The sequence below is a fragment of the Burkholderia sp. Bp8992 genome, assembly GCF_003853705.1.
Taxonomy (GTDB): domain Bacteria; phylum Pseudomonadota; class Gammaproteobacteria; order Burkholderiales; family Burkholderiaceae; genus Burkholderia.
In genome coordinates this window covers 32,936-58,198 of record NZ_QTQI01000038.1, presented here as the reverse complement: position 1 = coordinate 58,198, position 25,263 = coordinate 32,936, and the positions used below count along the sequence as shown (strand labels likewise).

Here is a 25,263-nt window from a genome sequence, read left to right as displayed (position 1 = left end):
GGTGCCCGCGAACGTCACCGCGCCCGTGCCGCCGATCGCGCCGCCGAACGTGTTGTTGCCGCTGCCGTTCACTGTCAGCGCATTCGCGCCGAGGGTCACGTTCGTTCCGCCCGCGCCGGTCAGCGCGCCGATCGTCTGCGCGCCCGACGCGCCGCTCAGGTTGAACGTCGCGCCCGCGGCCGCGAGATTCACGGCACCCGTCGCCGCGAGGCTGCCGCCTGCGCCGAGTGCGAGCGTGCTGCTGCCGCCGATCGTCGTGCCGCCCGTGTAGGTGTTCGCGCCCGTCAGCGTCTGCGTACCCGCGCCGGCCAGCGTCAGGCCGCCCGTACCGCCGATCGCACCGCCGAACGCGTAGTTGCCCGCGCTGCTCAGCGTCAGCCCGTTGCCGCCCAGGTTCACGTTCGTGCCGCCCGCACCGGTCAGCGCACCGATCGTCTGCGCGCCCGTCGCGCCGCCCAGGTTGAACGTCGCGCCTGTCCCGGCCAGATTTACCGTACCGGTCGACGCCAGGCTGCCGCCCGCGCCGAGTGCGAGCGTGCTGCCCGCGTTGATCGTCGTACCGCCCGTATAGGTGTTCGCGCCGGACAGCGTCTGCGTGCCGGTGCCCGCGAGCGTCAGGCTGCCCGTGCCGCCGATCGCACCGCTGAACGTGCCGCTGGCGGTCCCGCCCAGCGTCAGCGCGTTGCCGCCGAGGTTGAGGTTCGTGCCCGCGACGCCCGACAATGCGCCGAGCGTTTGTGCGCCCGTCGCGGCGCTCAGATCGAGCGTCGCGCCCGTGCCCGCGAGGTTCATCGCGCCGGTCGATGCAAGGCTGCCGCCCGCACCCAACGCCAGCGTGCCGGCGTTGATCGTCGTGCCGCCCGTATACGTATTCGCGCCGGTCAGCGTGGTCGTCGCCGCGCCGTTCTTCACGAGACTGCCCGCGCCGGAAATCGCACCACTCAGGTCGAGCGCATTGCTGCCGCCCAACGTGAGCGCCGCACCCGTGCCGAGGTTGACCGCGTTGGCCACCGACAGGCTGGCGTTCGTATCGAGCGTCGCCGCACCGCCGACGTTTACCGTGCCGGTGCCCAGCGCCGAATTGTTGCCGAGCACCACGCCGCCGCTATTGAGGTTCGTGCCGCCGGAATAGGTGCTCACGCCGTTCAGCGTCTGCGTGCCGGTACCCGCGAGCGTCAGGCTGCCCGTGCCGCTGATCGCACCGCTGAACGTGCCGCTGGCGGTCCCGCCCAGCGTCAGTGCGTTGCCGCCGAGGTTGATGCTCGCGCCCGTGACACCCGACAGTGCACCGAGCGTCTGGCCGCCCGTCGCGGCGCTCAGGTCCAGCGTCGCACCGATGCCCGCGAGGTTCATCGTGCCGGTCGATGCGAGACTGCCGCCCGCACCGATCGCCAGCGTGCCGCCGTTGATCGTCGTGCCGCCCGTGTAGGTGTTCGCGCCCGTCAGCGTCGTGGTCGCCGCGCCGTTCTTCACGAGGCTGCCCGTGCCGGCAATCACACCGCCCAGCGCGAGGTTGTTGCTGCCGCCCAGCGTCAGCGCCGCACCCGTGCCGAGGTTGACTGCGTTGGCCACCGACAGGCTGGCGTTCGTATCGAGCGTCGCCGCGCCGCCGACGTTCAGCGCGCCGGTGCCAAGCGCCCCGTTGTTGCCGAGGACGAGGCTGCCGCTATTGAGGTTCGTGCCGCCCGTGTAGATGTTCGCGCCGTTCAGCGTCTGCGTGCCGGTGCCCGCGAGCGTCAGGCTCCCCGTGCCGCCGATCACGCCGCCGAACGTGCCGCTGGCGGTGCCGCCCAGCGTCAGCGCGCTGGCGCCGAGATTCACGCTCGTGCCGGCGCTGCCCGACAACGCGCCGATCGACTGTGCACCGCCCGCGCTGATGTCGAGCGCGGCACCCGGATTGACCAGGTTCACCGTGCCCGTGGACGACAGGCTGCCGCCCGCGCCGATCGCCAGCGTGCCGGCGTTGATCGTCGTGCCGCCCGTGTACGTGTTCGCGCCCGTCAGCGTCGTGGTCGACGCGCCGTTCTTCACGAGCGCACCCGCACCGGAAATCACGCCGCTCAGCCCGAGCGCGTTGCTGCCGCCGAGCGTCAGCGTATTGCCCGTCCCGATATCGATCGCATTGCCGACCGTGAGATTCGCGTTCGTATCGAGCGTCGCCGAGCCGCCGACGGTCAGTGCGCCGGTGCCGAGTGCCGACGCGTTGCCGAGCACCAGGCCGCCGGCGTTCAGCGTCGTACCGCCCGAGTAGGTATTCGCGCCGGACAGCGTCGTGGTCGCCGCGCCGTTCTTCACGAGGCCGCCGCCGCCCGAGATCGTGCCGCCCAGCCCGAGCGCGGTGCTGCCGGCGAGCGTCAGCGTCGTGCCCGTCGCGAGGTTGACGGCATTCGCGAGCGACACGTTGGTGGTCGCGTCGAGCGACGACGAAGCGTTCACGTTCACCGTGCCGCTGCCGAGCGCCGTGTTGCTGCCGACGGCGAGGTTGCCGCCGTTCAGGTTGGTCCCGCCCGTGTACACGTTCGTGCCGGTCAGCGATTGCGTGCCGGCGCCCGACAGCGTCACGCTGCCCGCGCCGCCGATCGTGCCGGCATAGGTCGCGTTGCCGGTGGCGTTGATCGTCAATCCGTTGCTGCCGAGAGCCACGTTCGTGCCCGCCGCGCCTGCCAGCGAGCCGATCGTCCGCGCGCCCGACGCACCGCTCAGGTCGAACGTCGCGCCCGCGCCGGTCAGGTTCACGGTGCCGGTCGACGCAAGGCTGCCGTTTCCGCTCAGCGCGAGCGTACCGGAATTGATCGTCGTGTCGCCGGTGTACGTGTTCGTGCCGGTCAGCGTCGTGGTCGCCGCGCCGTTCTTCACGAGGCCGCCGGCCCCGGAGATCGTGCCGGTGAGCCCGAGATTGTTGCTGCCGCCAACTGTCAGTGTCGTACCCGTCGCAAGATTGACCGCATTGCCGAGCGTCACGTTCGTGCTCGTGTCGAGCGACGCCGACGCGTTGACGTTGAGCGCACCCGTGCCGAGCGCCGAGTTGTTGCCGACCGTGAGGCCGCCGCCGTTCAGGTTCGTGCCGCCCGTGTAGGTATTCGCGCCGGACAGCGTCAGCACGCCGCCATCGTTCTTTGTCAGCGCGCCGCCGCCCGACACCGCGCCCGACAGCGTAAGCCCGGTCGCGCCCTGCACCGTCAGCCCGCCCGCGCCGATCGTCACGCCGTTGGCGACGTTGAGCCCCGCCGTGCCGGCCTGCAGCGCGCCGCCGATGGCCGTGACGGTGCCCGTGCCGAGCGACGCGTTGTCGTTGATGATCGCGACGCCGCCCGCCAGCGTCGCGTCCTGCGCGGTGGACGCACCGTTGATCGTCCAGTTGCCGCTCGTGACGTCGAGGTGATTGAAGTTGATGTAGTTGTTGGCCGCGATCGTGCCGTTCGCGGGAGCGCCCTGCTGCAGGACGAGCGTGTTGTTGCCGCCCGCGCCGCCGTCGACGACGCCGGTCGCCGCGACACCGAGCGTGACCGGACCGACCGTGATGTTGAACGCTCCGCCAGTGCCGCCTGCCGTGTTGACCGACGAGCCGGTGACCGCGGTAAACGTGTTCGTGCTGTTCGCACCCATCGACACGCTGCCGTTGATCACGCCCGAGTTGGTGAACGTATTGCCCGCCCCTGGCGAGTTGTTCGAGCCCAACGACACCCGCCCGGTGATCGTCCCGCTGTTCGTCACGTTGACCTGGCCGCCGCCGTACGCAGCGACCACGGGCGCATCCGCGCCGACCAACGTCGCACCGACCAGCGGGGTGGAACCGATCGAACCGGTGTTCGTGATGTTGGAAACGCCGCCCGTGCCGTTCTGGACCGACAGCGCCATGCCCGTCACGCCACTGATCGCCACGCCGGTCGAGCCGTTCATCACGCCGTTGTTGGTGATGTTGACCGAGCTCGCCGCCGCGTTGCCGATCACCGCGCCGCTCGACAGTATGCCGAGCCCCGAGCCGAGCGCGGACGGGTCGATCGTGCCGTTGTTGGTCAGCGTGGCGTTGTTGCCCGTCAGCGACATCGCCGTGCCGCCGACGCCAAGCAGCACGCCGACGCTTGCGCCGGGGTTGACGGTCGCGTTCACATTGTTGAGGTTGCTCGAGTAACTCGGCGCCAGCGGGTTCGCGACGCCGGAACAGGTCACCGTCGTGCCCGCCTGGCTGCAGGTCGCATGGGCAGGCACGATACCCGCGCCGGACAGTGCCAGGAAAACGCCCGTGGGCAACAGCAGTCTCGGAAACGGCTCACCGGCTTTTTTCGAACGCGCAAGATTCATGCTTTCCCTCGTTTTTGGTTTTGATATGGGTATGGCAGCCGCACCGAACGGCGCGCAGCAGAAAATCGCGGACAAAAGCGTCCGCCCCGGCAGTCGCGATGCAACGTCGGTTTATTCAAGGATGAATTTTCAATCAGCCCGGGATCGGGATGGCAGACGCAAGACTAGTCGAATGACATGATGGTGGCCCCTGTTTTTCTGCAGCGACTTTCTGGTTGATTTGATTACTGCCCTGCTTTTATCAGACAAGGCTATATCAAACTCGAACCGTTTTCCAGTCGATGTTTAGCCATCGGATCAAGGGCCGGCAAGCATGTATTTTTTACCCACCGAGAGACGTCCGGCGGCGCCTCTGCATGTTTTTCGTCTTTGTTATTTGATTTTTCGCAGAAAGAGCGGAATCGCCGCATCCGTGAAAACGCTGATGCGCATTCTCGATTCAAGGTATATGAATCCCGCAGTGCAATATTCAAATTCCCGAAAATCGCCTACGCGGATAATCAGCACTCACTTAATTACCGGAGAAAATCGGGATTTTATGGAGCCTGATGGATTTATCCGGATTTCTGCATTGCATCAAAATTGCAATGCGAATCGTTATCGCCTGCCGAGTGTCGAATATATTCGTGCTGCGGAGAGGAAACGACAGGAAACCGGAAAAAAGAGAGAGAACGACGCGCGCCGGAAGCATTCGCCCCGCGGCGCGGCGCGTTACGAAAACAGGCTCATCAGATAAAGCATCGGCCGGAACGATAGCGGCCGCGCATCGGGATTCACCCACAGCCGCACCGCATACATCGCGTATGCCGGCACTTCGCGCCAGCTCGAATAGACATCACGCAACTGGAAGCGGTGCGGATACGCGGCAGAGATGTTCGCCCGCGCGATGCCGACGCGCTCGAACGCGAGCCGGGCCCGCGCGAGGTGGTAGTACTGGCTGACGATCAGCACGCGCGACAGCTTGTGCGCCTGCAGGTAAGCGAGCGTGTGCTGCGCGGTCGCGAGCGTGTTGTCGCCCTGGTCGTCGACCGCGATCCGGTCGGCCGGCACGCCGCGCGCGACGAGATAGTCGCGCATGGCCGTCGCCTCGTTCAGCCCGGGACCGTCGATCGCGCCGCTGACCAGAAACGCCGGGCACTGCCCCGCGCGGTAGCAGCGCACGCCGACATCGAGCCGGGCCGCGAGCACGGGCTTCGGCGCGCCGGTATCGTCGAGCGCGTTGCCGAAGATCACGGCGACGTCCGCCGGTTCACTCGGCATCCGCATCCCGTGGACGACGATCGCAACGGCCGCCGCGATCCAGAGGCACGCGAACACGGCCAGCAGGCGGCCCGCTCGGGCCGCGAAGCCCCGTTTGGTTCGATATTTCAAGGTTGTCGGTCTCTCAGGTCGGCGGGCGTGCCGGCTCGCCCGGCCCCGGACGGGCGCAACACCCTAGCATGGCGCGCTCGCGCCTGTCCACGCGGCGGATCGATGCCGGAAGGTCGGCGGCCGTTCGACACGACGACCGACGCAGTGCGTGGCGGCAAGAGGGAGACCGAAAGAGTGCGAAAGCCTGCGCGACCGGCCGCGGAACCGGCTCAGTCGGCCGGACACATCGACAGCCGCCCCATCGCCTCGCCGGCGCCGCGCACCGCGCAGGTGGCCGGTTCGTCGGCGATCCGGGCGACCAGCCCCGTCTCGTCGTAGAGCAGGCGCTCGAGGTCGGCGAGCAGCGCGCCGCCGCCCGTCAGCACCACGCCGCGATTGGCGATGTCGGTCACGAGCTCGGCCGGCGCGTTTTCCAGCACCGACTTCACCGCACCGATCACCTGCTTCAGCGGCGCGGCCAGCGCGTCCGCGACGTCGTGGTTGGACAGCTCGACCGAGCGCGGCAGGCCGTCGCCGATGCTGCGCCCCACCGCACGCGTCGACGTGCGCGGCACCGCGCTGGTGGCCGAGCCGATCGTCTTCTTCACGTGCTCGGCCGTCTGCTCGCCGAGCAGCACGCCATACAGGTTGCGGACATGGTTGACGATCGCCGCGTCGAACTGGCTGCCGCCGACGCGGATCGCCTCGCGATAGACGATCCCGCCGAGCGCGATCACCGCGACTTCGGTCGTCCCGCCGCCGATGTCGATGACCATCGAGCCGACCGGCTCGGTTACCGGCAGGCCGGCGCCGAGCCCGGCCGCGAGCGACTCCTCGATCAGTTCGACGTCCGATGCACCGGCCGCGAACGCGGCCTCGCGAATCGCGCGGCGCTCGACGGCCGTCGCGTCGGACGGCACGCACAGCGTGACCTCGACCCGGCGGCCGAAGCGCGACCGCGTGCGCGACATGTCGATGAAGCTGCGGATCATCTGCTCGGCCGCGTGCGCGTCGGCGATCACACCGTGCCGCATCGGCCGCACGGCTTCGAGATGCCCCGGTTCGCGGCCGAGCAGCGCCTTCGCGAGCTCGCCGACGGCCTCGAGCGTCGGCCGCGCGTCGGTCGCACCGCCCTTGCGGAAGCAGACGACCGACGGCTGGTTCAGCACCACACCGCGCTCGTGCGTATAAATCTGCGTACTCGCCGTTCCAGGGTCGATCGCAACGGGTTGCGCAAACAACTTTCCGAACAGCGGTGTCGACATATCAAACCTTTGTGAAGGAACGGGCCGGGACAGCCGCGCCGCGTTTTCGCGGCGCGTCCATGCCGCCCCATCACGAGCTTAGCGGCAAATCGTTCCGATACTTTAGGCAATTCCGATGATTTTTTCGCGACGATATTGCCGAAAATGACATTTCGGATGCCTCAGGCTGCACAACGGCCTCTCGCGTTGCGCGTGTAAAACACGGTAATCTCTCGGTCTTGCCTGCTCCCGGCAGGCCTCAGACGCCCGATCACGCCAGGTATTTTCACCATGACAGCGACCGTTTCCTCCCGCTGGGCGCGGGTGCGCCCGCTCTGCACGACGCTCGTCGCCTTCTGGTGCTGCACGGTCGCCGCGCAGCCGCTGCCGGCCACCGAACCCACTGCTGCCCCCGCCGCCTCGGCCGCGGCAGCCGGCACGCCCGCGGCCAGGCCCGCTGCGCCCGCGGACGCCTGCACGGCCGACGGCGGCCCGGCCGGCCGGCCGTCGATCGGCCTCGTGCTGTCCGGCGGCGGCGCGCGCGGTTACGCACACCTCGGTGTCCTGAAGGTATTGGAGGACAACCGGATCCCGATCGACTGCATCGCGGGCACCAGCATGGGCGCCGTGGTCGGCGGCCTGTACGCGAGCGGGATGGCGGCCGGCGAGATGCAGAAGCGGCTGTCGGAGGTCAACCTCGCGGATATCGCGTTCGACGTGACGGACCGCGCGGACCTGCCGCAAACGAGCCGGGAAGACGAACGCCTGTACATCAACGGGCTGACGCTCGGCTTCGGCAAGAAGGGCGTGAAGGCGCCGGTCGGCCTCGTGCAGGGCAACCGGTTGCAGGCGCTGCTCGCGAACTGGACGGCCGCCGTGCCGACCAACCAGCCGTTCGATCGCCTGCCGATCCCGTACCGCGCGGTCGCGACCGACCTGCAGACGGGCCAGATGGTCGTGCTCGACCACGGCTCGCTGCCGCTCGCGATCCGCGCGAGCATGGCGATGCCGGGCCTGTTCGCGCCGGCCGAGATCAACGGGCGCGCGCTCGTGGACGGCGGGCTCGTCAGCAACCTGCCCGTCGACACCGCGCGGCAGATGGGCGCGAACGTCGTGATCGCGGTCGACATCGGCTCGCAACTGCGCCCGCTCGATGCGCTTGCGTCGCCCGCCGACGTGATGCAGCAGATGGTCGGCATCCTGATTCGCCAGAACGTGACCGCGCAGCGCAAGCAGCTCGACGCACGGGACGTGCTGCTCACGCCGGACCTCGGCGCGCTCGCGTTCACCGATTTCCAGAACGCGAAGCAGGCGATCGCCGCCGGCGCGGCCGCCGCGACCGCCGCGCTGCCGAAGCTGCAGCGTTTCGCGCTCACGCCGGAGCAGTACGCCGCCTACCGGTCGGCGCACGCGCAGCCGCTGCCGCCGCCGATCCGGATCACGCGCATCGACATCCAGACCAGCGGCGGCGTGCCGAAGCGCGTCGTCAGCAATGCGCTGCACGTGAAGCCCGGCGATACCTACGATCCGCAGACCGTCAGCCAGGACCTGCTCGGGCTCACGACGGGCGGCAATTTCGAGAGCGTCACGCAGCAGATCGTGAGCCACGGCGACGACAACGTGCTCGAGATCAACGCGCGCGAGAAGTACTGGGGGCCGAATTTCCTGCTGTTCGGGCTCGGCATGTCGAGCAGCTCGACCGACGAGGGCGGCTTCCGCCTGCACGTCGGCTACCGGCGGCCCTGGCTCACCGAATCGGGGCTCGAATTCCGCGCGGACACGACGATCGGCAGCGACCTGCAGTCGGCGCGCATCGAATTGCGCCAGCCGCTGCCGGCCGCCTACGGCGTCTACCTGTCGCCCTACGCGGAATACCAGCGCCGCTACGCGAACCTGTACGACGACAGCGGCAACGTGAAGATCACGCAGTACCTGATGCAGACGGCACGCGCCGGGCTCGATCTCGGCCTGCCGATCGGGCGGCTCGGCGATTTCCGGATCGGCGTCGGTTACGTGACCGGACACGGTTCGCCGACCTACAACGTGCCGTTGGACGACGGGAGCGGCCAGACGCTGCTGTGGCCAAGCTTCACGTCGCAGGCGCTGACCGCGCGCGCGCGGCTCGTCATCGACCAGCTCGACGATCCGCTGTTCCCGCGCAAGGGTTATTTCACCGAGCTGCGTATCGAACGCTCGCTGGTGTCGCGCAACGGGGGCTCGGCGTCGTCGTTCGACGACAGCATCAACAACGCGCCCTACACCGAGATCTACGGCAAGGCGATGGTCGCGCAGCAGTTCGGCCGGCACAGCATCAGCGCGACGATCGAAGGCGGCAAGAGCATCGGCGGCACCAACCTGATCAACGCGTTCAATTTCACGCTCGGCGGCTTCCAGCACCTGTCCGCGTATGCGGCCGACCAGCTGAACGGCAACGAGCTCGCGTATGCGCAGGTAACCTACATGAACCAGTTGATGACGTTCAACGCGTCGCCGGTCAAGGCGCTGTCGATCGGCGCCAGCGCGGAAGTCGGCAACGTGTGGTCGAGCGGGCAGCAGATCGGCGGCGGCGCACTCAAGCAGAGCTATACGTTCTTCACGAGCCTGTCGACCGCGTTCGGGCCCGTCTATATCGGCGTGGCGCTTGCGCCGAGCGGCCGGCGCAACTTCTATCTGCAGCTCGGCCGTACGTACTGAGCATGCGCGGATGCCGCTTCGGCGGCATCCGTGTTGCCGCGTTGCCGTCCTGCCTTCGAACTCCCGATCAGAATTCCGCGGCCATCGCCACCGCCCGCGCTTGCGCCCGCTCGATGCTGTCGCGCGCCCTCGCATTCCACGTGTGTTCGACGGTCAGGCTCCTGACCTCGTCCACGCCGATGAACTTCAGCCAGAATTCGATGTAATCGGCCTGATGCCCGAACCCGGGGGTGTCGAGACGCCCCGCACCGGTTTCCCCGCTCTGTCCGCGAACATGGATGACCAGCGCGCGCGGAATCTTCAGCAGCGGGCCATAGGCGGCACCGTCGAACGTGAACAGCATGTTCCGCTGGCTGACGAGATCGATCAGTTGCTTGAGTTTGTACGGATAACCGAAATTCCACATCGGCACGCCGACAACGATCCGGTCCGCCTCCTGAAACCGCTTCACTAGCGACTGAATCCGCAGCCAGGCCGACTGCTCGGCGGCATTCATCGGTTCGTTGGCGACGCCTTTGTACTTCGCGCCGATCGCCTCGCTGTCGAAGTCCGGCAAGTCCGCGTCCCAGACATTCAGCGTATCGACGTCGAGCAGCGCGTTCGCGTTGCGGCACGCATCGACAAACGCACTGGCGACCGCGATTGACGCCGACCGGACGCCGCGCGGAGAAGACACGATGTTCAGCAGCCGCATGATGCGTGACCTCGCACACGATTTATAGTTGCAAATGCAATCGTAATGCAAAGCGTGCGCATGCCGCAAACGAATCTTCGTCCGATTGCGGCTAAAAAAGGCATCAACGAGGGAAAGGGACGGCAGGAATCGTCGGCGACGCGCGTCCAATCGAAGCGCGCCGCCATCGCGGCGATCGAGGATCGGACCTCGCGCGCGGAATTGCTAGACCGGCCAGCTGATTTCGAAGCGCGCGCCGCCGAGCTCGACCGGATCGACAACCGCGATCCGGCCGTTGTGCGCATGGAGCACCTGCCGCGTGATCGACAGGCCTAACCCGTAGCCGCCGGTGCGGCGGTCGAGGCGCACGAAGGCATCGAAGATCCGTTCGCGCTCGCTCTCGGGCACGCCGGGGCCATCATCCTCGACGAAGATGCCGATGTTGCCGTGCACGAGCGAGATCCCGACGACGATTCGCGATCTCGCGTACTTGCTCGCGTTGCGCAGCAGGTTGCGCATCGCATACGACATCAGCCGCCGGTCCATCTTCACGCGCAGGTCCGACGTGATCGCGATGCGCGACTCGATCGCGCGTTCCGGATACAGCAGTTGCGCGTCGTCGACCTGATGCTCGAACCACGCGACGGGCGCGGTCATCTCGAGGTTCGACTGCAGCGAGCTGTATTCGAGCCGCGCGTACGTGAGGCTCATGTCGATCAGCTCCTCGAGCTCGGTCACGTCCTGCGCGATGCTCTCGAGCGCGCCCTGGTACTCGGCCGCGGAACTCGGCTCGCGCAGCATTTCGAGCGCGAAGCGCACGCGCGCGAGCGGCGTGCGCAGCTCGTGCGAAATGCCGTTCGTCAGGTCGCGCTGCGCGGCGATCAGCCGCTCCATGCGCATCGCGAGCGCATTCAGCGTGCGCGCGAGCGGGCCGATGATCACGCTGTGCGATTCACGTGCACGCGTGTTGAAGCGCCCGCCCGTGAAGTCGATCGCGCGTTCGCGCACCATCACCAGATCCGACCAGACGGGCCGCATCCACCGGTACGCGGCGAGCGCGGGCGCGGCGAACACGAACGCGAGCACGATCCAGATATCGCCCGGCAGCGAGTCGAACGCATGCCACACGATTTGCGGCGACAATTCGACGCACAGCGCGAGCGCCGGCACCAGCGCGGTCAGCAGGACGAGGCCGAGCAGGTGCAGGTAGGTGCGCACATACAGGCGCGACCAGCTCGGTATACGGTCGGCGCGCGTGTCGGTCCATGCGCGGCGGAAATGCAGCCAGCGCCATTTGACGTAGCGCAGCGTCGGCAGCGGCGGTGCATCGGGGTGCGAACGGGTTCGTCGAATCATCGCGGCTCCCGGCCGGCGGGCGGAATGCCCGCGCGGAACGTGACGGCGTCGCGCGCGGGCGGCGTCATTCCCACGCGTGCTTGCTGAATTGATAACCCTTGCTGCGGATCGTCTTGATCCGCTGCGGGTTGCTCGCGTCGTCGCGCAGCTTGCGACGCAGCTTCGAGATGCGCCCGTCGATCGTGCGGTCGAGGCCGTCGAATTCGACGCCGCGCAACTGCAGCATCAGGTCGTCGCGGCTGACGACTTCGCCCGCATGGCACACGAGCGCCCACAGCAGGTCGAATTCGGCCGACGTCAGGTCGGGCGTGCTGCCGTCGGGCAGCACGACGGTGCGGTCGGTGCGATCGATCGAGAACTTGCCGAACGCGTAGCGCTCGGGCTGCGGCGCGGCATTCTCGGTCGCGCGCACGGGCGCGCGGCGCAGCTGCGCCTTGATCCGCGCGAGCAGGATGCGCGGCTCGACCGGCTTGTGCACGTAGTCGTCCGCGCCGAATTCGAGGCCGAGCAGTTCGTCGAACGGCTCGTCGCGCGCCGTCACCATGATGATCACGCCGTCGTACTGCTTGCGCGCCTCGCGGCAGATTTCGAAGCCGTCCTTGCCCGGCAGGTTCACGTCGAGGATGACGAGATCGGGACGAATGGACAGGATCGCCGGCACCGCGGCGTCGCCATGCAGCACAGTGTCGACTTCGTAGTCGTTCTTGCGCAGGTAGCCGGCGATCAGCGTGGACAGGCGGGTGTCGTCTTCGACGAGCAGGATACGAAAAGACATGGGCAGCGGTCGGATCATCAGGAAGGCCGCGGCGACGGCGCCGGCCCGTGCCGGACGCCGGCCCTCGGCCGAAACGTACCGCATGATACTGCGCCCGCCGCTTGCCTGTTTGCCGGTCTTGAAAATAAGGGCGCGATGCAGGCCGCGCTTGACGAATCGGCGCCGGGGCGGTTCCATACGGGCTCGCCGGAATCCCCGGCTCTGCTTCTACCCCGCCCGACGTGATGAATTACCAATCGATTCTCGAACGCATCCATACCGAACTCGCCCCCTGGATCGGCCAGGGACGGGTTGCCGACTATATTCCCGAACTCGCGAAAGTGCCTGCCGACAAGTTCGGGATGGCCGTCGTGACGCTCGACGGAAACGTTTACACGGTCGGCGACGCGCGCGAGCGCTTCTCGATCCAGAGCATCTCGAAGCTGTTCGCGTGCACGCTCGCGTTCCAGCTGCTGGGCGACGAGCTGTGGGAACGGGTCGGCCGCGAGCCGTCCGGCACCGCGTTCAATTCGCTCGTCCAGCTCGAAAGCGAGCGCGGCAAGCCGCGCAATCCGTTCATCAACGCGGGCGCGCTGGTCGTCACCGACGTCCTGTGCCGCCGCTTCGTGAAGGCCGAGACGGCGCTCGTCGAGTTCGTGCGGCGGCTGATCGGCGCGAACGACATCGACTACGACTCGCGGGTCGCGCTGTCGGAGTTGCAGCACGCGGAGCGCAATCGTGCGATGGCGCATTTCATGGCGAGCTTCGGCAACATGCAGATGCCGCCCGATACCGTGATCGACGCGTATTGCCGCCAGTGTGCGATCGAGATGAACTGCGTCGAGCTGGCCAGCGCCGCGCTGTTTCTTGCGAACGGCGGCGTCGCACCGGTGACGGGCGAGCGGGTCGTCGATTCGAGTTCGGCGAAGCGGCTGTCGGCGCTGATGCTGACCTGCGGCACCTACGATGCGGCCGGCGATTTCGTGTATCGCGTCGGGCTGCCGGCGAAGAGCGGCGTCGGCGGCGGGATCGTCGCGGTGCTGCCGGGTGAGATGGCCGTGTGCGTGTGGGCGCCGGGGCTCGATGCGAACGGGAACTCGCTGGCGGGGACGCTGGCGCTGGAGTGGTTGACGACTTATACGGGAAGGTCGATTTTTTGAGGCGTTGGGGTGAGGCATGCCTCACCTGGCGCAACGGCGGTCGATTCATATCGGCGCGGCGGTGCGCCGGGTTGCTGGACGGGTCACTGGAGAACAGTGACTTTTCCACCGTTACGCTCGAACTCGGAGCGAGTCGTACGACTGACCTCCTGCGCCAGTGAGTCACTGTGAAGAATGTCTCGGAAAAACAATTTTGGTGGCCGATACGTCTCCCGAAACGTCTGGAACGACCCGCCTGCGACGTTCGAGCCAACTTCTTCAACACGCGCCAGCCATGAGCACTTGAAATCGGACCGCTTAAGCGCGGCGTTTACCCGGCGTTCAATAGCAAGATAACCGTCCGTACCATCCGCTATCGCGCGGAACTCTTCTGCCGTTACCTGCGTAACGACGATTTCCGGTCGATCTGTGCTCGTCAAGGACACCCATCCCATGGTCGCCATGTCGGTGTCGGCAGAAAATTCAGCGATCGGAAATTGCTCCGCACTGGTATTCGACTGCAACCAGACGATGGTGTCGTAAATAGTGGTCATGTAGAGGGTAGAGACAGAATCGATTATCGACGAACGATACAACCTTATTGAGCGACCAAGAATGGCCGGTTCTCGCCCGACAGTTTCGGGGTTCTCTCATCTGGCTGCGATGCCGTCGACGGGGTTACCGATAACCCGCTCTATCAGCCAGCGCCGAGCAATGTCGGTACAAAGCGACGGCCGCTCCAGCGTCGGAAAGTGCCCGCATCCTTCCAGCGTCTCGAAGCGGGCATGCGGCATCAGCTTGGCGATCCGACGGCCGACATCGACCGGAACGAAACGGTCTGCCTCGCCCCATATGAGAAGTGTCGGAATCGCACTCGTGGCCAGCGTCGACCAATGATCCGAGCGAGTCAAAGTCGCATCGGATTGTCGTGCGAACATGTCAGCACCTGTATCGCGAGCCATTTGAACAAACGCTGCTCTTGACCTGACATCTACAGGGGGAATGGCATTTTCGGCAAACTCGGCGATAACTTGTTCATGCTCCCCCACCAGAATCCTTCGGCTGGTGTCGCGAACACGATCCGGATACGGATGTAATCCGGGCTGACAGTTCATCAACCACAGTCCACGCACGCGCTGGGCCGCCCGCGCGACTACTTCCATCGCAATACAGCCACCGTAGGCCGTGCCTGCAATGATGAACGGGCCATCAATAGAAGCAAGCAGCCTCTCGGCGCTTTCAGCGAACGTAGGATAGGCCAGCATCCGGACGGACGGTACGACCAGATCGCTCAACCCTTCGAGTTGATCGGCATACATGCGTCCGTCGCAGGGCATTGCGGGCAAAAAGACGAGCGGTAATTGGCATGGCATTCTGCGAGGACCGGTTGGACGACTGAGGTAACGCGTTCGCGATCTCGCACAACGAGACCAAGACGTCTTACGTATTGTCGAGGATTTCAACCGGATCGTCGATTGACCGCTCCAGGCGGAAACCCCATCGCCGACAGCCGCGTGGCGCTCGTCTGCCTGGTTGGCGCTGGAATGGTTGACGACTTATACTGGGCGGTCGATTTTCTGAAGTCGCGAAATCGAGCGCGCGTCATCTGGCGTGACTGCGGCAGGTGAATATCGGCGTGCTCGATCGAGAATTCGTCATTCGGCAGCAGTCGACCCCAAAGAGACATTCACAAGTTCATAAAACAAAATCAAAAAAATGAAAATATTCGTCGTCGCCTCGCTAGGGATTTCATTACTGGCCCAAGCATCACCGACCTTTGCGGACAGTGACAACGGGAAAAGGATCTTCCTCGCGAGATGTGCCATGTGCCACGGAGCAGATGCCAAAGGAACGGGGCCGTTGGCCAACAAAAGCAACCCACCCACACCCGACCTTACGACGCCCGCCTTCAAAAAACGGCTTGGCGACTATCCGGGCGTCATCGTCTCGTCAGTCATACTTCGCCCGAATGGCGACCTGATTCCCAAAACCTTGCGAGAAAACGGCGTAAAGCTACCGCCCCACTCCTGGACGGTTAAGGATTTTCGCGATTTGAATCAATACCTGAGTGGCTTGATCTTGAAAAGCTGAATGCTTGCTTGTTGCCCGCCGCGCTCACGGATATCCTCACGCGAGGCTACGAGCCGCGAGCAAACGGCATGGTTGACGACGTATGCAGAACGATCAGATTTTCTGACGCCCCGCAGCGGTTACTGGAGAACATCACGCATGCATCCGGACAACGCACCAGCAGTCGCAACGACCTCAGGCCCCGGCGCCTCCGCACCGATTCCCGCCATCGTGCCGTCGAAAACCGCGCTGCTCGTCATGCATTACCAGACCGACATCCTCGGCCTCTTCCCGTCGGTTGCGCCTGAATTGCTCGCCAATACGCGTCGTCTGTGCGACGCTGCACGAGCCGCCGGCGTCGGCGCCTGGTTCGCGAACCTCCGCTTCAGCCCCGGCTATCCGGAAGTCAGCCCGCTCAACAAGAACGGTCAGGGCATCAAGCAACTGGGCCTCTTCATCGACGATGCCCCGTGTCCCGAACTGGGCAAGCAGCCCGACGAGCCGCTGATCGTCGCGCATCGCGCCAGCGTGTTCTTCGGCACCGATCTGCAGGCACGGCTGGTCGCGCAAGGCATCGATTCGCTGATCATGGTCGGCATTGCGTCGACCGGCGTGATGCTGTCGTCGATCGCCCACGCGAGCGACGCGGATTTCCGCCTCTACACGGTTAAGGATTGCTGCTACGACCCGGACCCGATCGTCCACGAGCATCTGTTCGCCACCGCGTTCGAATCGCGCACGACGGTGCTGTGGCTCGTGGATGCGTTGCGGTTGCTGGCATAGCGACGGACGAGCCGAACCGCTGCCAGAATGAGGTCGATGCGGCATTGCGCGCTTTCAGCGGCGTGCCCGACATCCCCGAATACCCGGATCGGCCGCGACGTGCGCGATATCGCGCACGTCAGCCGCATCCGCCTTACTTCGCGATAAACACCCCCGACGTCGGGCACGTGCCCTGCGTGTTGCCGTCCGTCACGAGCGACGCTGCGCTCGGGAACTGCGCGGCCGCGTCCGTCTTCACCGCGATCCACGCTTCGGTGAAGTAGCTCACGCCGTTCGTCTTCGTGCATTTCAGCGACACCGCGCTGCGCGTGTTGCTGCCGAACGCGCCTTCGAATGCCGACAGCAACTGGTTACGCGTGACCGTCTTGCCCGCGTTCGTCTGCAGGAACGCGTTGAACGACGTATTGCCGAGCCGGCTGATCATGCCCGACGCCTGATTCCAGTACGCATCGGGCGTCGCCGAGTTCGAGCAGGTACCGTGCTTGAACCACTCGTGCTTGTCGAGACACGACGCGACGCCCGGCATGTACGTCGACAGCGTATTGCGCGTCGCGCTGCTGATCGGGTAGGCGTCCATGCTGCACCACTGGTGCGCGTTGTCGAGGTCGATGTCGTTCTGCGGCACGCCGCAGTAGAACGGCTGGTTGCCGTCATAGCGGTTCGGCCACAGGCCATGCAGCGAGAGGCTCGTCGCCGCATACGAGCCGGCGAGGTTCGTGCACTCCGGCGTGTCGTGCGACGCGCAGAAGCCGGGCTCCCACGATGCGGCAAGCAACAGGTAGTCGTAGCTGGTCTGCGCGGCGGCGTGCAGTGAAACGGAAGCGACGGCGAGTGCGGCAGCGGCGCGGGCGAGCGTCTTGAGCATGGCGTGTTTCCTCGGAAAAGGCATGCGGTCGCGGGATGCGCCGCACGGTTGTCGAATGTCTGCCCGCGATTGTTGCTGCCGCAACGTGGCACGAATGTGAAGGTGGACGAAAGAATTCGCACGCACCGCCGCCTCCGCTACGCGCGGGACCGGTACCAACCGTTGCCTTCCGTCGCTAGCGATGCCGGCAAGCGGGCGCTACGACCCGCTACCGAGCTGCGTGCACGCGCGAGCGGACGCTTCGGGGCCTTCGAGCGCGAGTATCTGCCACACGCCGATACTGACGCGCTGGCGGGCCGCCGTCGACGCATCGGCCAGCAGCGCCTCGACACGCGGCGCGGCATCGGGCGCCTTCTGCTGCAGCGCCGCGTGATGCCGCGCGCGCGACGCCGGCTCGGATTCGTACACGTCGCAGAGGCGCACCATGCCGGCGAGCCCGGCCACGTCGTCGTCCTTGTCGATCGCGCCCGGCTCGACGGGCGCGAGCCCCTTGCGCTCCTCCGGCGGCAGCTTGTTGCGCGCGCCTTCGTCGATCGCCGTGGCGGACGCCGGCGGCAGGCCGCCGATCGCCGCGACGATCCGGCTGCCCGCGGCGATCATGTCGCCCTGGCACGCGATCTTCTCGGCGGCCGCAACGTTCGAGCAGAACGATACCGATGTCCGGTACACGTCATTGCTCATGCGCGGCACTTCGTCCGTGCCCGCCTGCGCGAGGCCCGCGCCGGCCAGCACGAGCGCCACGGGAATCAGGGTGCGGAAAGCTCTCGTCTCGTTCATTGTTGTCGTCTGTGGGTTGTCATGGCGGGCATACTCACCGGGCCGCACGGTGGCGGCCCCTGTGACGCCGGGCCCTCGTCCGGCGCCACGCGCTTCACTTCATCGACGCCGCCTCCGATCCGCCGGGCGACAGCGCCGCGTTGTCCTGCTCGCGCCACGTGCGGCGCGATGCCATGATCGCGCTCACCGCCGAGCGCGCGACCTTCCACCACGCGAACGGCCGCGGATCGGCGAGCATGCTGAGCGCGCGTGCGTAGTCGAGCGTGAGGCCGGGCGTCCACGCCATCGTCACCGCACGTTTGCGGATCTGCGCGGCCACCCACAGCTCGGGCGTCAGCAACAGCCGCACGAACGCACCCCACCCGGCCCGTGCGCCCTTCAGCCGCCATACCGCGCCGTCGAGTGCGGCTTCGAGCGCATTCGACACGGTGCTCGAACAGTTGCGGTATGTGAGGTTGTACGTCACGTTCTGCCGGTACGACGACCAGAACGCATCGAGCTTCGCCGGATCGTAGTTGCGGATGCGCACGCGCACGGTCGACGGGCACCACGCGATCGACTCGGTCGCATAGTCGGGCTGGAACAGGCCCGGCACGTCGTTCTCGCGCGTCGCGCGCAGGATGCGCGTGAATTCGTCCGGAGAACGATCGATTTCAACGCCGGGGTACAGGCTGATGTAGATGCCTTCCGGCGACTCCAGCGCCGCATGCCCGGTCGAGATCACGCCATTGACGTCGACCGCCGCGATGTAGCGGTCGATCACCGGATAGCGCTGCGCTTCGGCCTTCGACGTGCCGGTCGGCGTCCACACGTGCACGGTGAGCGCGTGCTCGCCGTCGGCCGGCGGGCCGTCCCATTCGGATTGCGTGAACCGCGGCTGCTCGCGCGGATCGTCGAGATCGGGCACGAGCGCCGGCGCGGGCGACGTCGCGAACGCGGGATTGCGCGTCAGCCGCCGCACGCGCGCGGCGAGGCTCAGCATGTGCATCCCGCCGAACATCAGCAGCAGGCCGAGGCAGTACGGTACGGTGCCCGCGTAATGCGTCGGGTACGGCTGGAAGAAGAAGACCGCCAGCAGGATCTCGACGACGCCCCACGCGAACGCGACGTTCCAGCGGCGGTAGCGCACCATCCACGCGGACGTGCACTGCAGCAGCCCGTCGACGAGGAACAGCGTGCCGAAGATCATCGACAGCAGGAAGTGGCCGTGGTGATGGCCGGCGAACACGAGCCCCGCGGCCACCACGGCCACGACGCCCTTCACGTAGCGCAGGATGCGCTGCCCGCCGACGCCGCTGCCGGCCACCGCGAGCGTCGCGAGCCCCTCGATCAGGAACAACCACGCGAACAGCTCGATCGGGAAATGCAGCGCGCCGTCGAGCGCGTCGACGAAGATGCCGACGCCTGCTGCCACCCACACCCAGCCGAGCACGGTCAGCCCGCGCCAGCGGGTTCGCAGATATTCGATGCCCAGCAACAGCAACACCAGTCGTACCATCGCGCCCTCGTGTCATTTTTCGGGATACGCGCGGCCTCGCGCTCCCTGTCATGTCGACCGCGCGTCGTGCGACGCGGCGGCCGGAAGGCGGTCATCGTTGCCGGCGTGTCATGCCATCGACATGACCGATGGCGGCCGGCACGCGCCGCTCTGGCCGAATAATAAGATATGAAGGAGCCGGTTGAAAGCGCGACGGAAACGTTTTCGGCGGGGCGCGGGCCGATCGGGCCGCACGCTGCCATGACAGATTTCCCGTTCGACAACCTGCCGCGGATACGCGAGAATCCGGCTTCCGAGGGCGAAAGCCTCTGAATAGAACCGAACCGCACAGACGGGACAACAAGAAATGAGCATATCGATCACGCGCCGGCGCCTGCTGGCCGCGGGCATGGCCGCGAGCAGCCTCGCGCTGTCGGGCTGTTTCACGCCGAAGCTGTACAAGAACGACGCTTACAGCGAAAACGTATCCGCATTCATGATTACCGAAGACGGCAAGAAACTGGTCGTCCTCGGCACGCGCTACCATTACATCTTCGATCTGCCGGCGCGGTTGCGGCCGGTACTGCAGTCCGGCTACCGGAAATCGGTGCGCACGACGTTTGCCGATTTTCATGCGAGAGGCGGCGGCGTCACCGGGCATTACCGGATCGTGCTGCCGAAAGATGCTTCGGACGACGATCGACGGGCCGCTGCCGCCGACGGCTTCGTGAGCGAGACCGCCGGCCTCGTGCTCGAAGGCGACATCGACGGCAAGCGCTACTCGACCGAAGGCTTCGTCGAGCAGGACAAGACGGCCGCGCAGCCGTTCAACCGCCCGTACTCGGTCACCATCAGGGAATCGCCGTCCGTCGTCGGCATGGGGCTGCGGATTCTCGCCACGCCGATCACCGTGGCCGCCGACGGCGTGCTCGTGCTGGGTGGCATCGTGCTCGTGCCGTTCGCGGCGATCGCGATCAAGGCGAACGGCGGCCTCCGGATCATGTAACGGCGTGCGCCGTACGGCCGCCACAGGAGCATCGCCATGACCGCCTCACCGCTTCATACGCCGCCGCTCGGCCCGCAGCTCAAGCGCTGGCGCGCGCTGCACCGCGTCAAGCAAAGCCATGCGGCCGAACTGTTCGGCGTCGCGCAATCGACGATCTCGCGCTGGGAAGCCGGCCGCCAGCAGATGTCGCCCGACGAGCGCGCGACGGCCGAGCGGTTGCTCGCCGCGCGCGTCGATTCGGCGGGCGACCACGCGCTCGCGCGGCTGATCGCCGGCAGCGCGGGCCGCATGCATCTCGTGTGCGATCTCACGCACCGCCTGCTCGCCAGTTCGCCGGCGCGCGCGGCCGAATTCTCGCAACCGCTTTCGAGGCTGCTCGGCACGTCGCTGTGGCGCTACGCGACGCCCGAGATCGTCCGCATGGAAGCCGCGCTCGACCCGCTCGGCTGGCACGACCGCGCAGGGCCGCCGAGCGTCGAGTTCGACACCGGCGCGAATGCGTCGCGCGTCGTGCCGATTCGCGGCAGCCGGTGCCGATGGACACGGATGACGCTGTCGGACGGTGCGGCGGTGCGGCTGGTGGAAACGCTCGACGCGCACTGACACCCCGCGCATATTTCATGCGTGGACGAACCGTACGCGGCCGGCGTACGCTTGGCGGCTCATCGCAAGGAGCCGACCATGAACCCCGATACGATCCGCGCACGGCTCGATTTCCTGCGCGAAGCCGAACGCCTGAAGGACGTGCTGCGCAGCGGCCATACGTCGGGCGGCCGCCCCGAAAGCACGGCCGAGCACAGCTGGCGGCTGTGCCTGATGGCGCTCGTGTTCGCCGACGCACTGCCCGGCATCGACACGCTGAAGCTGCTGAAGCTGTGCGTCGTCCACGATCTCGGCGAGGCGCTGCACGGCGACATCCCCGCAATCGAGCAGGCCGCGCACCCCGACAAGAGCGCGCACGAACGCGACGACCTGCTGACGCTGACGGCATCGCTCGACCGCACGCGGCGCGACGAGATCGTCGCGCTGTGGGACGAATACGAGGCGGCCGCGTCGCCGGAAGCACGCGCGGCGAAGGCGCTCGACAAGCTCGAAACGATCCTGCAGCACATCCAGGGCAGCAATCCGCCCGATTTCGACTACGCGTTCAATCTCGGCTACGGCCGGCGCTATACCGACGCTGCACCACTGTTCAGCGCGATCCGCGAGATCGTCGACGCCGATACGCAGCGCAGGATCGACGCCGCGCGGAGGTAACGCGGGCCTCCCCCCTCCGGCGTCACGATTGGCAACCATGCTGCAGCCCGGCCCCCGCTCCGGCACGGCATTCGCACAATTCAGCACAAATTCCACACGATTTGTCGCGAAATCCTCGCTTACCATGAGCGCCTGATTCGACTCGGCACGCCCGCGCGATGCGTATGCGGATGCCGTCGCGGGCGACATGCCCGGCATGCGACGCCGACCGCCTCGTCCCGCTCGGCGGCACGCATCGCCGGCGCCGCCTCATCCTCGCAGCGTTCTCATGACCCAGAAGACCCATCGCTGCCGGCGCATCGTGCTGGCCACCCTCGCCGTCGTCGCGATCGCCGCCGGCGTGACGCTGAAGGCCTGCGCGCCCGACAAGCATCCGCAATACCTGTCCGCGCCCGTCACGCGCGGCGATCTCGAGAACGCGGTGCTCGCGACCGGCGCGCTGCAGGCGTTCAGGCAGGTCGACGTCGGCGCGCAGGTGTCGGGACAGTTGAAGACGCTGAAGGTCAAGCTCGGCGACAAGGTCACGAAGGGCCAGTGGCTCGCCGAAATCGATCCCGTGATCTCGGAAAACGCGCTGCGCCAGGCGCGCGCCAGCGAAGAAAGCCTGCGCGCGCAACAGCAATCGGCGGCCGCGCAACTGACGCAAGCCGAACTCGCGTTCCGCCGCCAGCAGGCGATGCTGCCCGACGACGCGACGTCGCGCGAATCGTTCGAGGCCGCAAAGGCGACGCTCGACGTGCAGCGCGCGACCCTCGCGTCGCTCGCCGCGCAGATCCGTTCGGCCCGCATCCAGATCGAGACCGCGCAGGCCAACCTCGGCTATACGCGCATCGTCGCGCCGATCGACGGCGAGGTCGTCGCGATCGTCACGCAGGAAGGCCAGACCGTGATCGCGCAGCAGCAGGCGCCGGTGATCCTGAAGCTCGCGAATCTCGACACGATGACCGTGAAGGCGCAGGTGTCGGAAGCCGACGTGATTCGCGTGAGCGCCGGCCAGACCGCGTATTTCACGAGCCTCGGCGAACCGGACAAGCGTCATTACGGCAAACTGCGCGCGATCGAACCGGCGCCGCAGAACTACGCCGACGCACAAAGCCCGCTCGGCGGAGGCGGCGCAAAGCCGAACGCCGCAGTGTTCTACAACGCGCTGTTCGACGTGCCGAATCCCGAGCACCGGCTGCGCATCGCGATGACCGCGCAGGTCAACATCGTGCTCGGCGACGCACGCAACGCGCTCAGCATTCCGGCCGCCGCACTCGGCGAGAAGCGCAAGGACGGCACCTATGCGGTGCGCGTGCTGCGCGCCGACGGCAGCACGGAAACGCGGCATGTCCGCATCGGCATCAACAACAACGTGCGCGTCGAAGTGCTGGCCGGCCTGAAGGCCGGCGAGCGCGTGGTGATCGGCGAAGCCTCGGCGGACGAGCACGTACCGCTGTCGGACGCGTTGTGACGATGAGCCAGCCCCTGCTGAAACTCTCGGCCGTCACGCGACGCTTTCCCGCCGGCGACAAGGACGTCGTCGTCCTGAACAACGTGAACCTGTCGATCGACGCGGGCGAGATCGTCGCGATCGTCGGCGCGTCGGGCTCGGGCAAGTCGACGCTGATGAACATCCTCGGCTGCCTCGATCACCCGAGCGAAGGGATCTATACGGTCGGCGGCCGCGACACGCACATGCTCGACAGCGACGAGCTCGCGCAGCTGCGGCGCGAGCACTTCGGCTTCGTGTTCCAGCGCTATCACCTGCTGCCGCACGTCGACGCGGTCGCGAACCTCGAAATGCCCGCGATCTACGCGGGCACCACGCGCGCGGCGCGGCACGCACGCGCACGCGAACTGCTCGCGCGCCTCGGGCTCGCGGATCGTGCGCATCACCGGCCGGGGCAGCTGTCCGGCGGCCAGCAGCAGCGCGTGAGCATCGCACGCGCGCTGATGAACGGCGGCCAGGTGATCCTCGCCGACGAACCGACCGGCGCGCTCGACACGAAGAGCGGCCAGGACGTGATCCGCATCCTGCACGAGCTGAACGCGCTCGGCCATACGATCGTGATCGTCACGCACGACAAGGCCGTCGCGCGCCATGCGCGGCGCATCATCGAGATCAGCGACGGCGAGATCGTCGCCGACCGGCCGAATCGCCAGTACGCGGAAGCGCTCGCGGAAACCGGCATCGAGACGATCGATGCCGCCGCAACCGCCGTGGCAGCCGGCACGCCGCCAGCAAGCGGTCGTCACGATGAACCACCACCCGCCGGCGCCGGTGCCGATACCGATACCGATGCCGGCCCACGCGCCCCGCGCTTCGCGGCCAGCACCGGCCGTTTCGCCGAAGCATGCCGGATGGCGTGGATCGCGCTCGTGTCACATAGGCTGCGCACGCTGCTGACGATGCTCGGCATCATCATCGGCATCACGTCGGTCGTGTCGATCGTCGCGGTCGGCGAAGGCGCGAAGCGCTACATGCTCGACGAGATCGGCAGCATCGGCACCAATACGATCAGCCTCTATCCGGGCAGCGACTGGGGCGACAGCCGCGCGGACACGATCCAGACGCTCGTGCCGGCCGATGTCGCCGCGCTCGCCGAGCAGCCGTACGTCGACAGCGCGACGCCCGAAACGTCGCGCACGCTGCTGCTGCGCTACCGCAACATCGACGTCCACGCGCTCGTGAGCGGCGTCGGTGACAGCTACTTCCAGACGCGCGGGATGCGTTTCGCGCTCGGCGTGGCGTTCGACGACGATGCAGTGCGCCGCCAGGCGCAGGTCGCCGTGATCGACCAGAACACGCGCCGCAAGCTGTTCGGCGCGACGCGCAATCCGGTGGGCGAAGTGATCCTGGCCGACAACGTGCCGTGCGTCGTGATCGGCGTGACCGCCGACAAGAAGAGTGCATTCGGCAGCGTGAAGAGCCTGAACGTGTGGGTGCCGTACACGACCGCGAGCGGCCGCCTGTTCGGCCAGCGCCATCTCGACAGCATCACCGTGCGCGTGCGCGACGGGCAGCCGAGCGCCGCCGCCGAGAAAAGCCTCGAGAAGCTGATGATCCAGCGCCACGGGCGCAAGGACTTCTTCACGTACAACATGGACAGCGTGGTCAAGACCGTCGAGAAGACCGGCCAGTCGCTGACGCTGCTGCTGTCGCTGATCGCCGTGATCTCGCTCGTCGTCGGCGGGATCGGCGTGATGAACATCATGCTGGTGTCGGTCACCGAGCGCACGCGCGAGATCGGCATCCGGATGGCGGTCGGCGCGCGCCAGTCGGACATCCTGCAACAGTTCCTCGTCGAGGCCGTGCTCGTCTGCCTGCTCGGCGGCACGATCGGCATCGCGCTGTCGTTCGGGCTCGGCGCGCTGTTCTCGATGTTCGTCACGCAGTGGAAGATGGTGTTCTCGGCCGGCGCGATCGTGACGGCGTTCGTGTGCTCGACGCTCACCGGTGTGATTTTCGGGTTCATGCCCGCGCGCAACGCGTCGCGGCTCGATCCGATCGATGCGCTCGCGCGCGACTGACGA

At 66.8% G+C, this 25,263-nt stretch carries 22 protein-coding genes; 11 read left to right on the top strand and 11 right to left on the bottom strand.

The window, feature by feature from the left end; all coding sequences use genetic code 11:
• Window positions 1-4,302, bottom strand: a 4,302-nt coding sequence (locus DIE03_RS34840; protein ID WP_185658288.1) for an autotransporter-associated beta strand repeat-containing protein, incomplete at its 3' end; no start/stop codon positions are given.
• Between DIE03_RS34840 and DIE03_RS34835 the strand changes: the two genes are divergently transcribed.
• Window positions 4,244-4,483 carry a hypothetical protein gene (locus DIE03_RS34835; RefSeq protein WP_124456637.1) on the top strand — a complete coding sequence of 80 codons (240 nt, stop codon included), beginning with the start codon at window positions 4,244-4,246 and terminating at the stop codon, window positions 4,481-4,483. The two genes, DIE03_RS34840 and DIE03_RS34835, sit on opposite strands and share 59 nt — an antisense overlap.
• 530 nt (window positions 4,484-5,013) lie before the next feature.
• On the opposite strand, the gene DIE03_RS34830 is transcribed toward DIE03_RS34835, so the two are convergent.
• Together DIE03_RS34830 and DIE03_RS34825 are read right to left on the bottom strand one after the other, a co-directional pair.
• Window positions 5,014-5,673 carry a YdcF family protein gene (locus DIE03_RS34830; protein WP_124456636.1) on the bottom strand — a complete coding sequence of 220 codons (660 nt, stop codon included), beginning with the start codon at window positions 5,671-5,673 and terminating at the stop codon, window positions 5,014-5,016.
• A 209-nt stretch (window positions 5,674-5,882) separates the two neighbouring features.
• Window positions 5,883-6,917 carry a rod shape-determining protein gene (locus tag DIE03_RS34825; protein WP_124456635.1) on the bottom strand — a complete coding sequence of 345 codons (1,035 nt, stop codon included), beginning with the start codon at window positions 6,915-6,917 and terminating at the stop codon, window positions 5,883-5,885.
• Between the two features lie 270 nt (window positions 6,918-7,187).
• Here DIE03_RS34825 and DIE03_RS34820 point away from each other — a divergent pair, with 270 nt between their 5' ends.
• The gene (locus tag DIE03_RS34820; RefSeq protein ID WP_124456634.1) at window positions 7,188-9,590 is read left to right on the top strand and encodes a patatin-like phospholipase family protein; all 2,403 of its coding nucleotides are present in this window, start codon (window positions 7,188-7,190) and stop codon (window positions 9,588-9,590) included.
• Window positions 9,591-9,657: 67 nt separating this feature from the next.
• On the opposite strand, the gene DIE03_RS34815 is transcribed toward DIE03_RS34820, so the two are convergent.
• The 3 genes from DIE03_RS34815 to DIE03_RS34805 all read right to left on the bottom strand — a co-directional run bounded on the left by DIE03_RS34815 (window position 9,658) and on the right by DIE03_RS34805 (window position 12,394).
• Window positions 9,658-10,284, bottom strand: a complete 627-nt coding sequence (locus DIE03_RS34815) for an FMN-dependent NADH-azoreductase (protein WP_124456633.1) — start codon at window positions 10,282-10,284, stop codon at window positions 9,658-9,660.
• A 204-nt stretch (window positions 10,285-10,488) separates the two neighbouring features.
• Complete coding sequence (locus DIE03_RS34810) at window positions 10,489-11,619, bottom strand: ATP-binding protein (protein WP_124456632.1); 1,131 nt, start codon at window positions 11,617-11,619, stop codon at window positions 10,489-10,491.
• A 64-nt stretch (window positions 11,620-11,683) separates the two neighbouring features.
• The gene (locus DIE03_RS34805) at window positions 11,684-12,394 is read right to left on the bottom strand and encodes a response regulator (protein ID WP_124456631.1); all 711 of its coding nucleotides are present in this window, start codon (window positions 12,392-12,394) and stop codon (window positions 11,684-11,686) included.
• Between the two features lie 224 nt (window positions 12,395-12,618).
• Here DIE03_RS34805 and DIE03_RS34800 point away from each other — a divergent pair, with 224 nt between their 5' ends.
• Window positions 12,619-13,533: a glutaminase gene (locus DIE03_RS34800; protein ID WP_124456630.1), complete on the top strand. Its 915-nt coding sequence runs from the start codon at window positions 12,619-12,621 to the stop codon at window positions 13,531-13,533.
• 83 nt (window positions 13,534-13,616) lie between these two features.
• Here the strand turns inward: DIE03_RS34800 and DIE03_RS34795 are convergent, their stop codons facing one another.
• Complete coding sequence (locus tag DIE03_RS34795) at window positions 13,617-14,066, bottom strand: hypothetical protein (RefSeq protein ID WP_124456629.1); 450 nt, start codon at window positions 14,064-14,066, stop codon at window positions 13,617-13,619.
• A gap of 96 nt (window positions 14,067-14,162) precedes the next feature.
• Window positions 14,163-14,831, bottom strand: a complete 669-nt coding sequence (locus tag DIE03_RS34790) for an alpha/beta fold hydrolase (RefSeq protein WP_260434997.1) — start codon at window positions 14,829-14,831, stop codon at window positions 14,163-14,165.
• Between the two features lie 397 nt (window positions 14,832-15,228).
• On the opposite strand from DIE03_RS34790, the gene DIE03_RS34785 reads away from it, so the two are divergent.
• Together DIE03_RS34785 and DIE03_RS34780 are read left to right on the top strand one after the other, a co-directional pair.
• A complete protein-coding gene (locus DIE03_RS34785) occupies window positions 15,229-15,603 on the top strand; it encodes a cytochrome c (protein WP_124456627.1) in 375 nt (124 codons plus the stop codon).
• A gap of 138 nt (window positions 15,604-15,741) precedes the next feature.
• Window positions 15,742-16,365 (top strand): isochorismatase family cysteine hydrolase, encoded by a 624-nt coding sequence (locus DIE03_RS34780; RefSeq protein ID WP_124456626.1) that lies wholly within the window; start codon window positions 15,742-15,744, stop codon window positions 16,363-16,365.
• 133 nt (window positions 16,366-16,498) lie between these two features.
• Here DIE03_RS34780 and DIE03_RS34775 read toward each other — a convergent pair whose 3' ends face one another.
• The 3 genes from DIE03_RS34775 to DIE03_RS34765 form a co-directional block, all read right to left on the bottom strand.
• The gene (locus DIE03_RS34775; RefSeq protein ID WP_124456625.1) at window positions 16,499-17,230 is read right to left on the bottom strand and encodes a ribonuclease T2; all 732 of its coding nucleotides are present in this window, start codon (window positions 17,228-17,230) and stop codon (window positions 16,499-16,501) included.
• A 198-nt stretch (window positions 17,231-17,428) separates the two neighbouring features.
• Window positions 17,429-18,007 (bottom strand): hypothetical protein, encoded by a 579-nt coding sequence (locus tag DIE03_RS34770; RefSeq protein WP_124456624.1) that lies wholly within the window; start codon window positions 18,005-18,007, stop codon window positions 17,429-17,431.
• A 94-nt stretch (window positions 18,008-18,101) separates the two neighbouring features.
• The gene (locus DIE03_RS34765) at window positions 18,102-19,505 is read right to left on the bottom strand and encodes an HdeD family acid-resistance protein (RefSeq protein ID WP_124456623.1); all 1,404 of its coding nucleotides are present in this window, start codon (window positions 19,503-19,505) and stop codon (window positions 18,102-18,104) included.
• Window positions 19,506-19,673: 168 nt separating this feature from the next.
• Between DIE03_RS34765 and DIE03_RS38520 the strand changes: the two genes are divergently transcribed.
• The 6 genes from DIE03_RS38520 to DIE03_RS34740 all read left to right on the top strand — a co-directional run bounded on the left by DIE03_RS38520 (window position 19,674) and on the right by DIE03_RS34740 (window position 25,260).
• Window positions 19,674-19,817 (top strand): hypothetical protein, encoded by a 144-nt coding sequence (locus tag DIE03_RS38520; RefSeq protein WP_185658286.1) that lies wholly within the window; start codon window positions 19,674-19,676, stop codon window positions 19,815-19,817.
• 34 nt (window positions 19,818-19,851) lie between these two features.
• Complete coding sequence (locus DIE03_RS34760; RefSeq protein ID WP_124456622.1) at window positions 19,852-20,490, top strand: hypothetical protein; 639 nt, start codon at window positions 19,852-19,854, stop codon at window positions 20,488-20,490.
• A 36-nt stretch (window positions 20,491-20,526) separates the two neighbouring features.
• Window positions 20,527-21,093 (top strand): helix-turn-helix transcriptional regulator, encoded by a 567-nt coding sequence (locus DIE03_RS34755; protein ID WP_124456621.1) that lies wholly within the window; start codon window positions 20,527-20,529, stop codon window positions 21,091-21,093.
• 78 nt (window positions 21,094-21,171) lie between these two features.
• Window positions 21,172-21,747, top strand: a complete 576-nt coding sequence (locus DIE03_RS34750) for an HD domain-containing protein (protein ID WP_124456620.1) — start codon at window positions 21,172-21,174, stop codon at window positions 21,745-21,747.
• 268 nt (window positions 21,748-22,015) lie between these two features.
• Complete coding sequence (gene macA / locus DIE03_RS34745; protein WP_124456619.1) at window positions 22,016-23,200, top strand: macrolide transporter subunit MacA; 1,185 nt, start codon at window positions 22,016-22,018, stop codon at window positions 23,198-23,200.
• A gap of 2 nt (window positions 23,201-23,202) precedes the next feature.
• Entirely contained in the window at window positions 23,203-25,260 is a 2,058-nt protein-coding gene (locus tag DIE03_RS34740; protein ID WP_124456618.1) for a MacB family efflux pump subunit, read from the top strand.
• The last annotated feature ends 3 nt before the right edge of the window (window positions 25,261-25,263 follow it).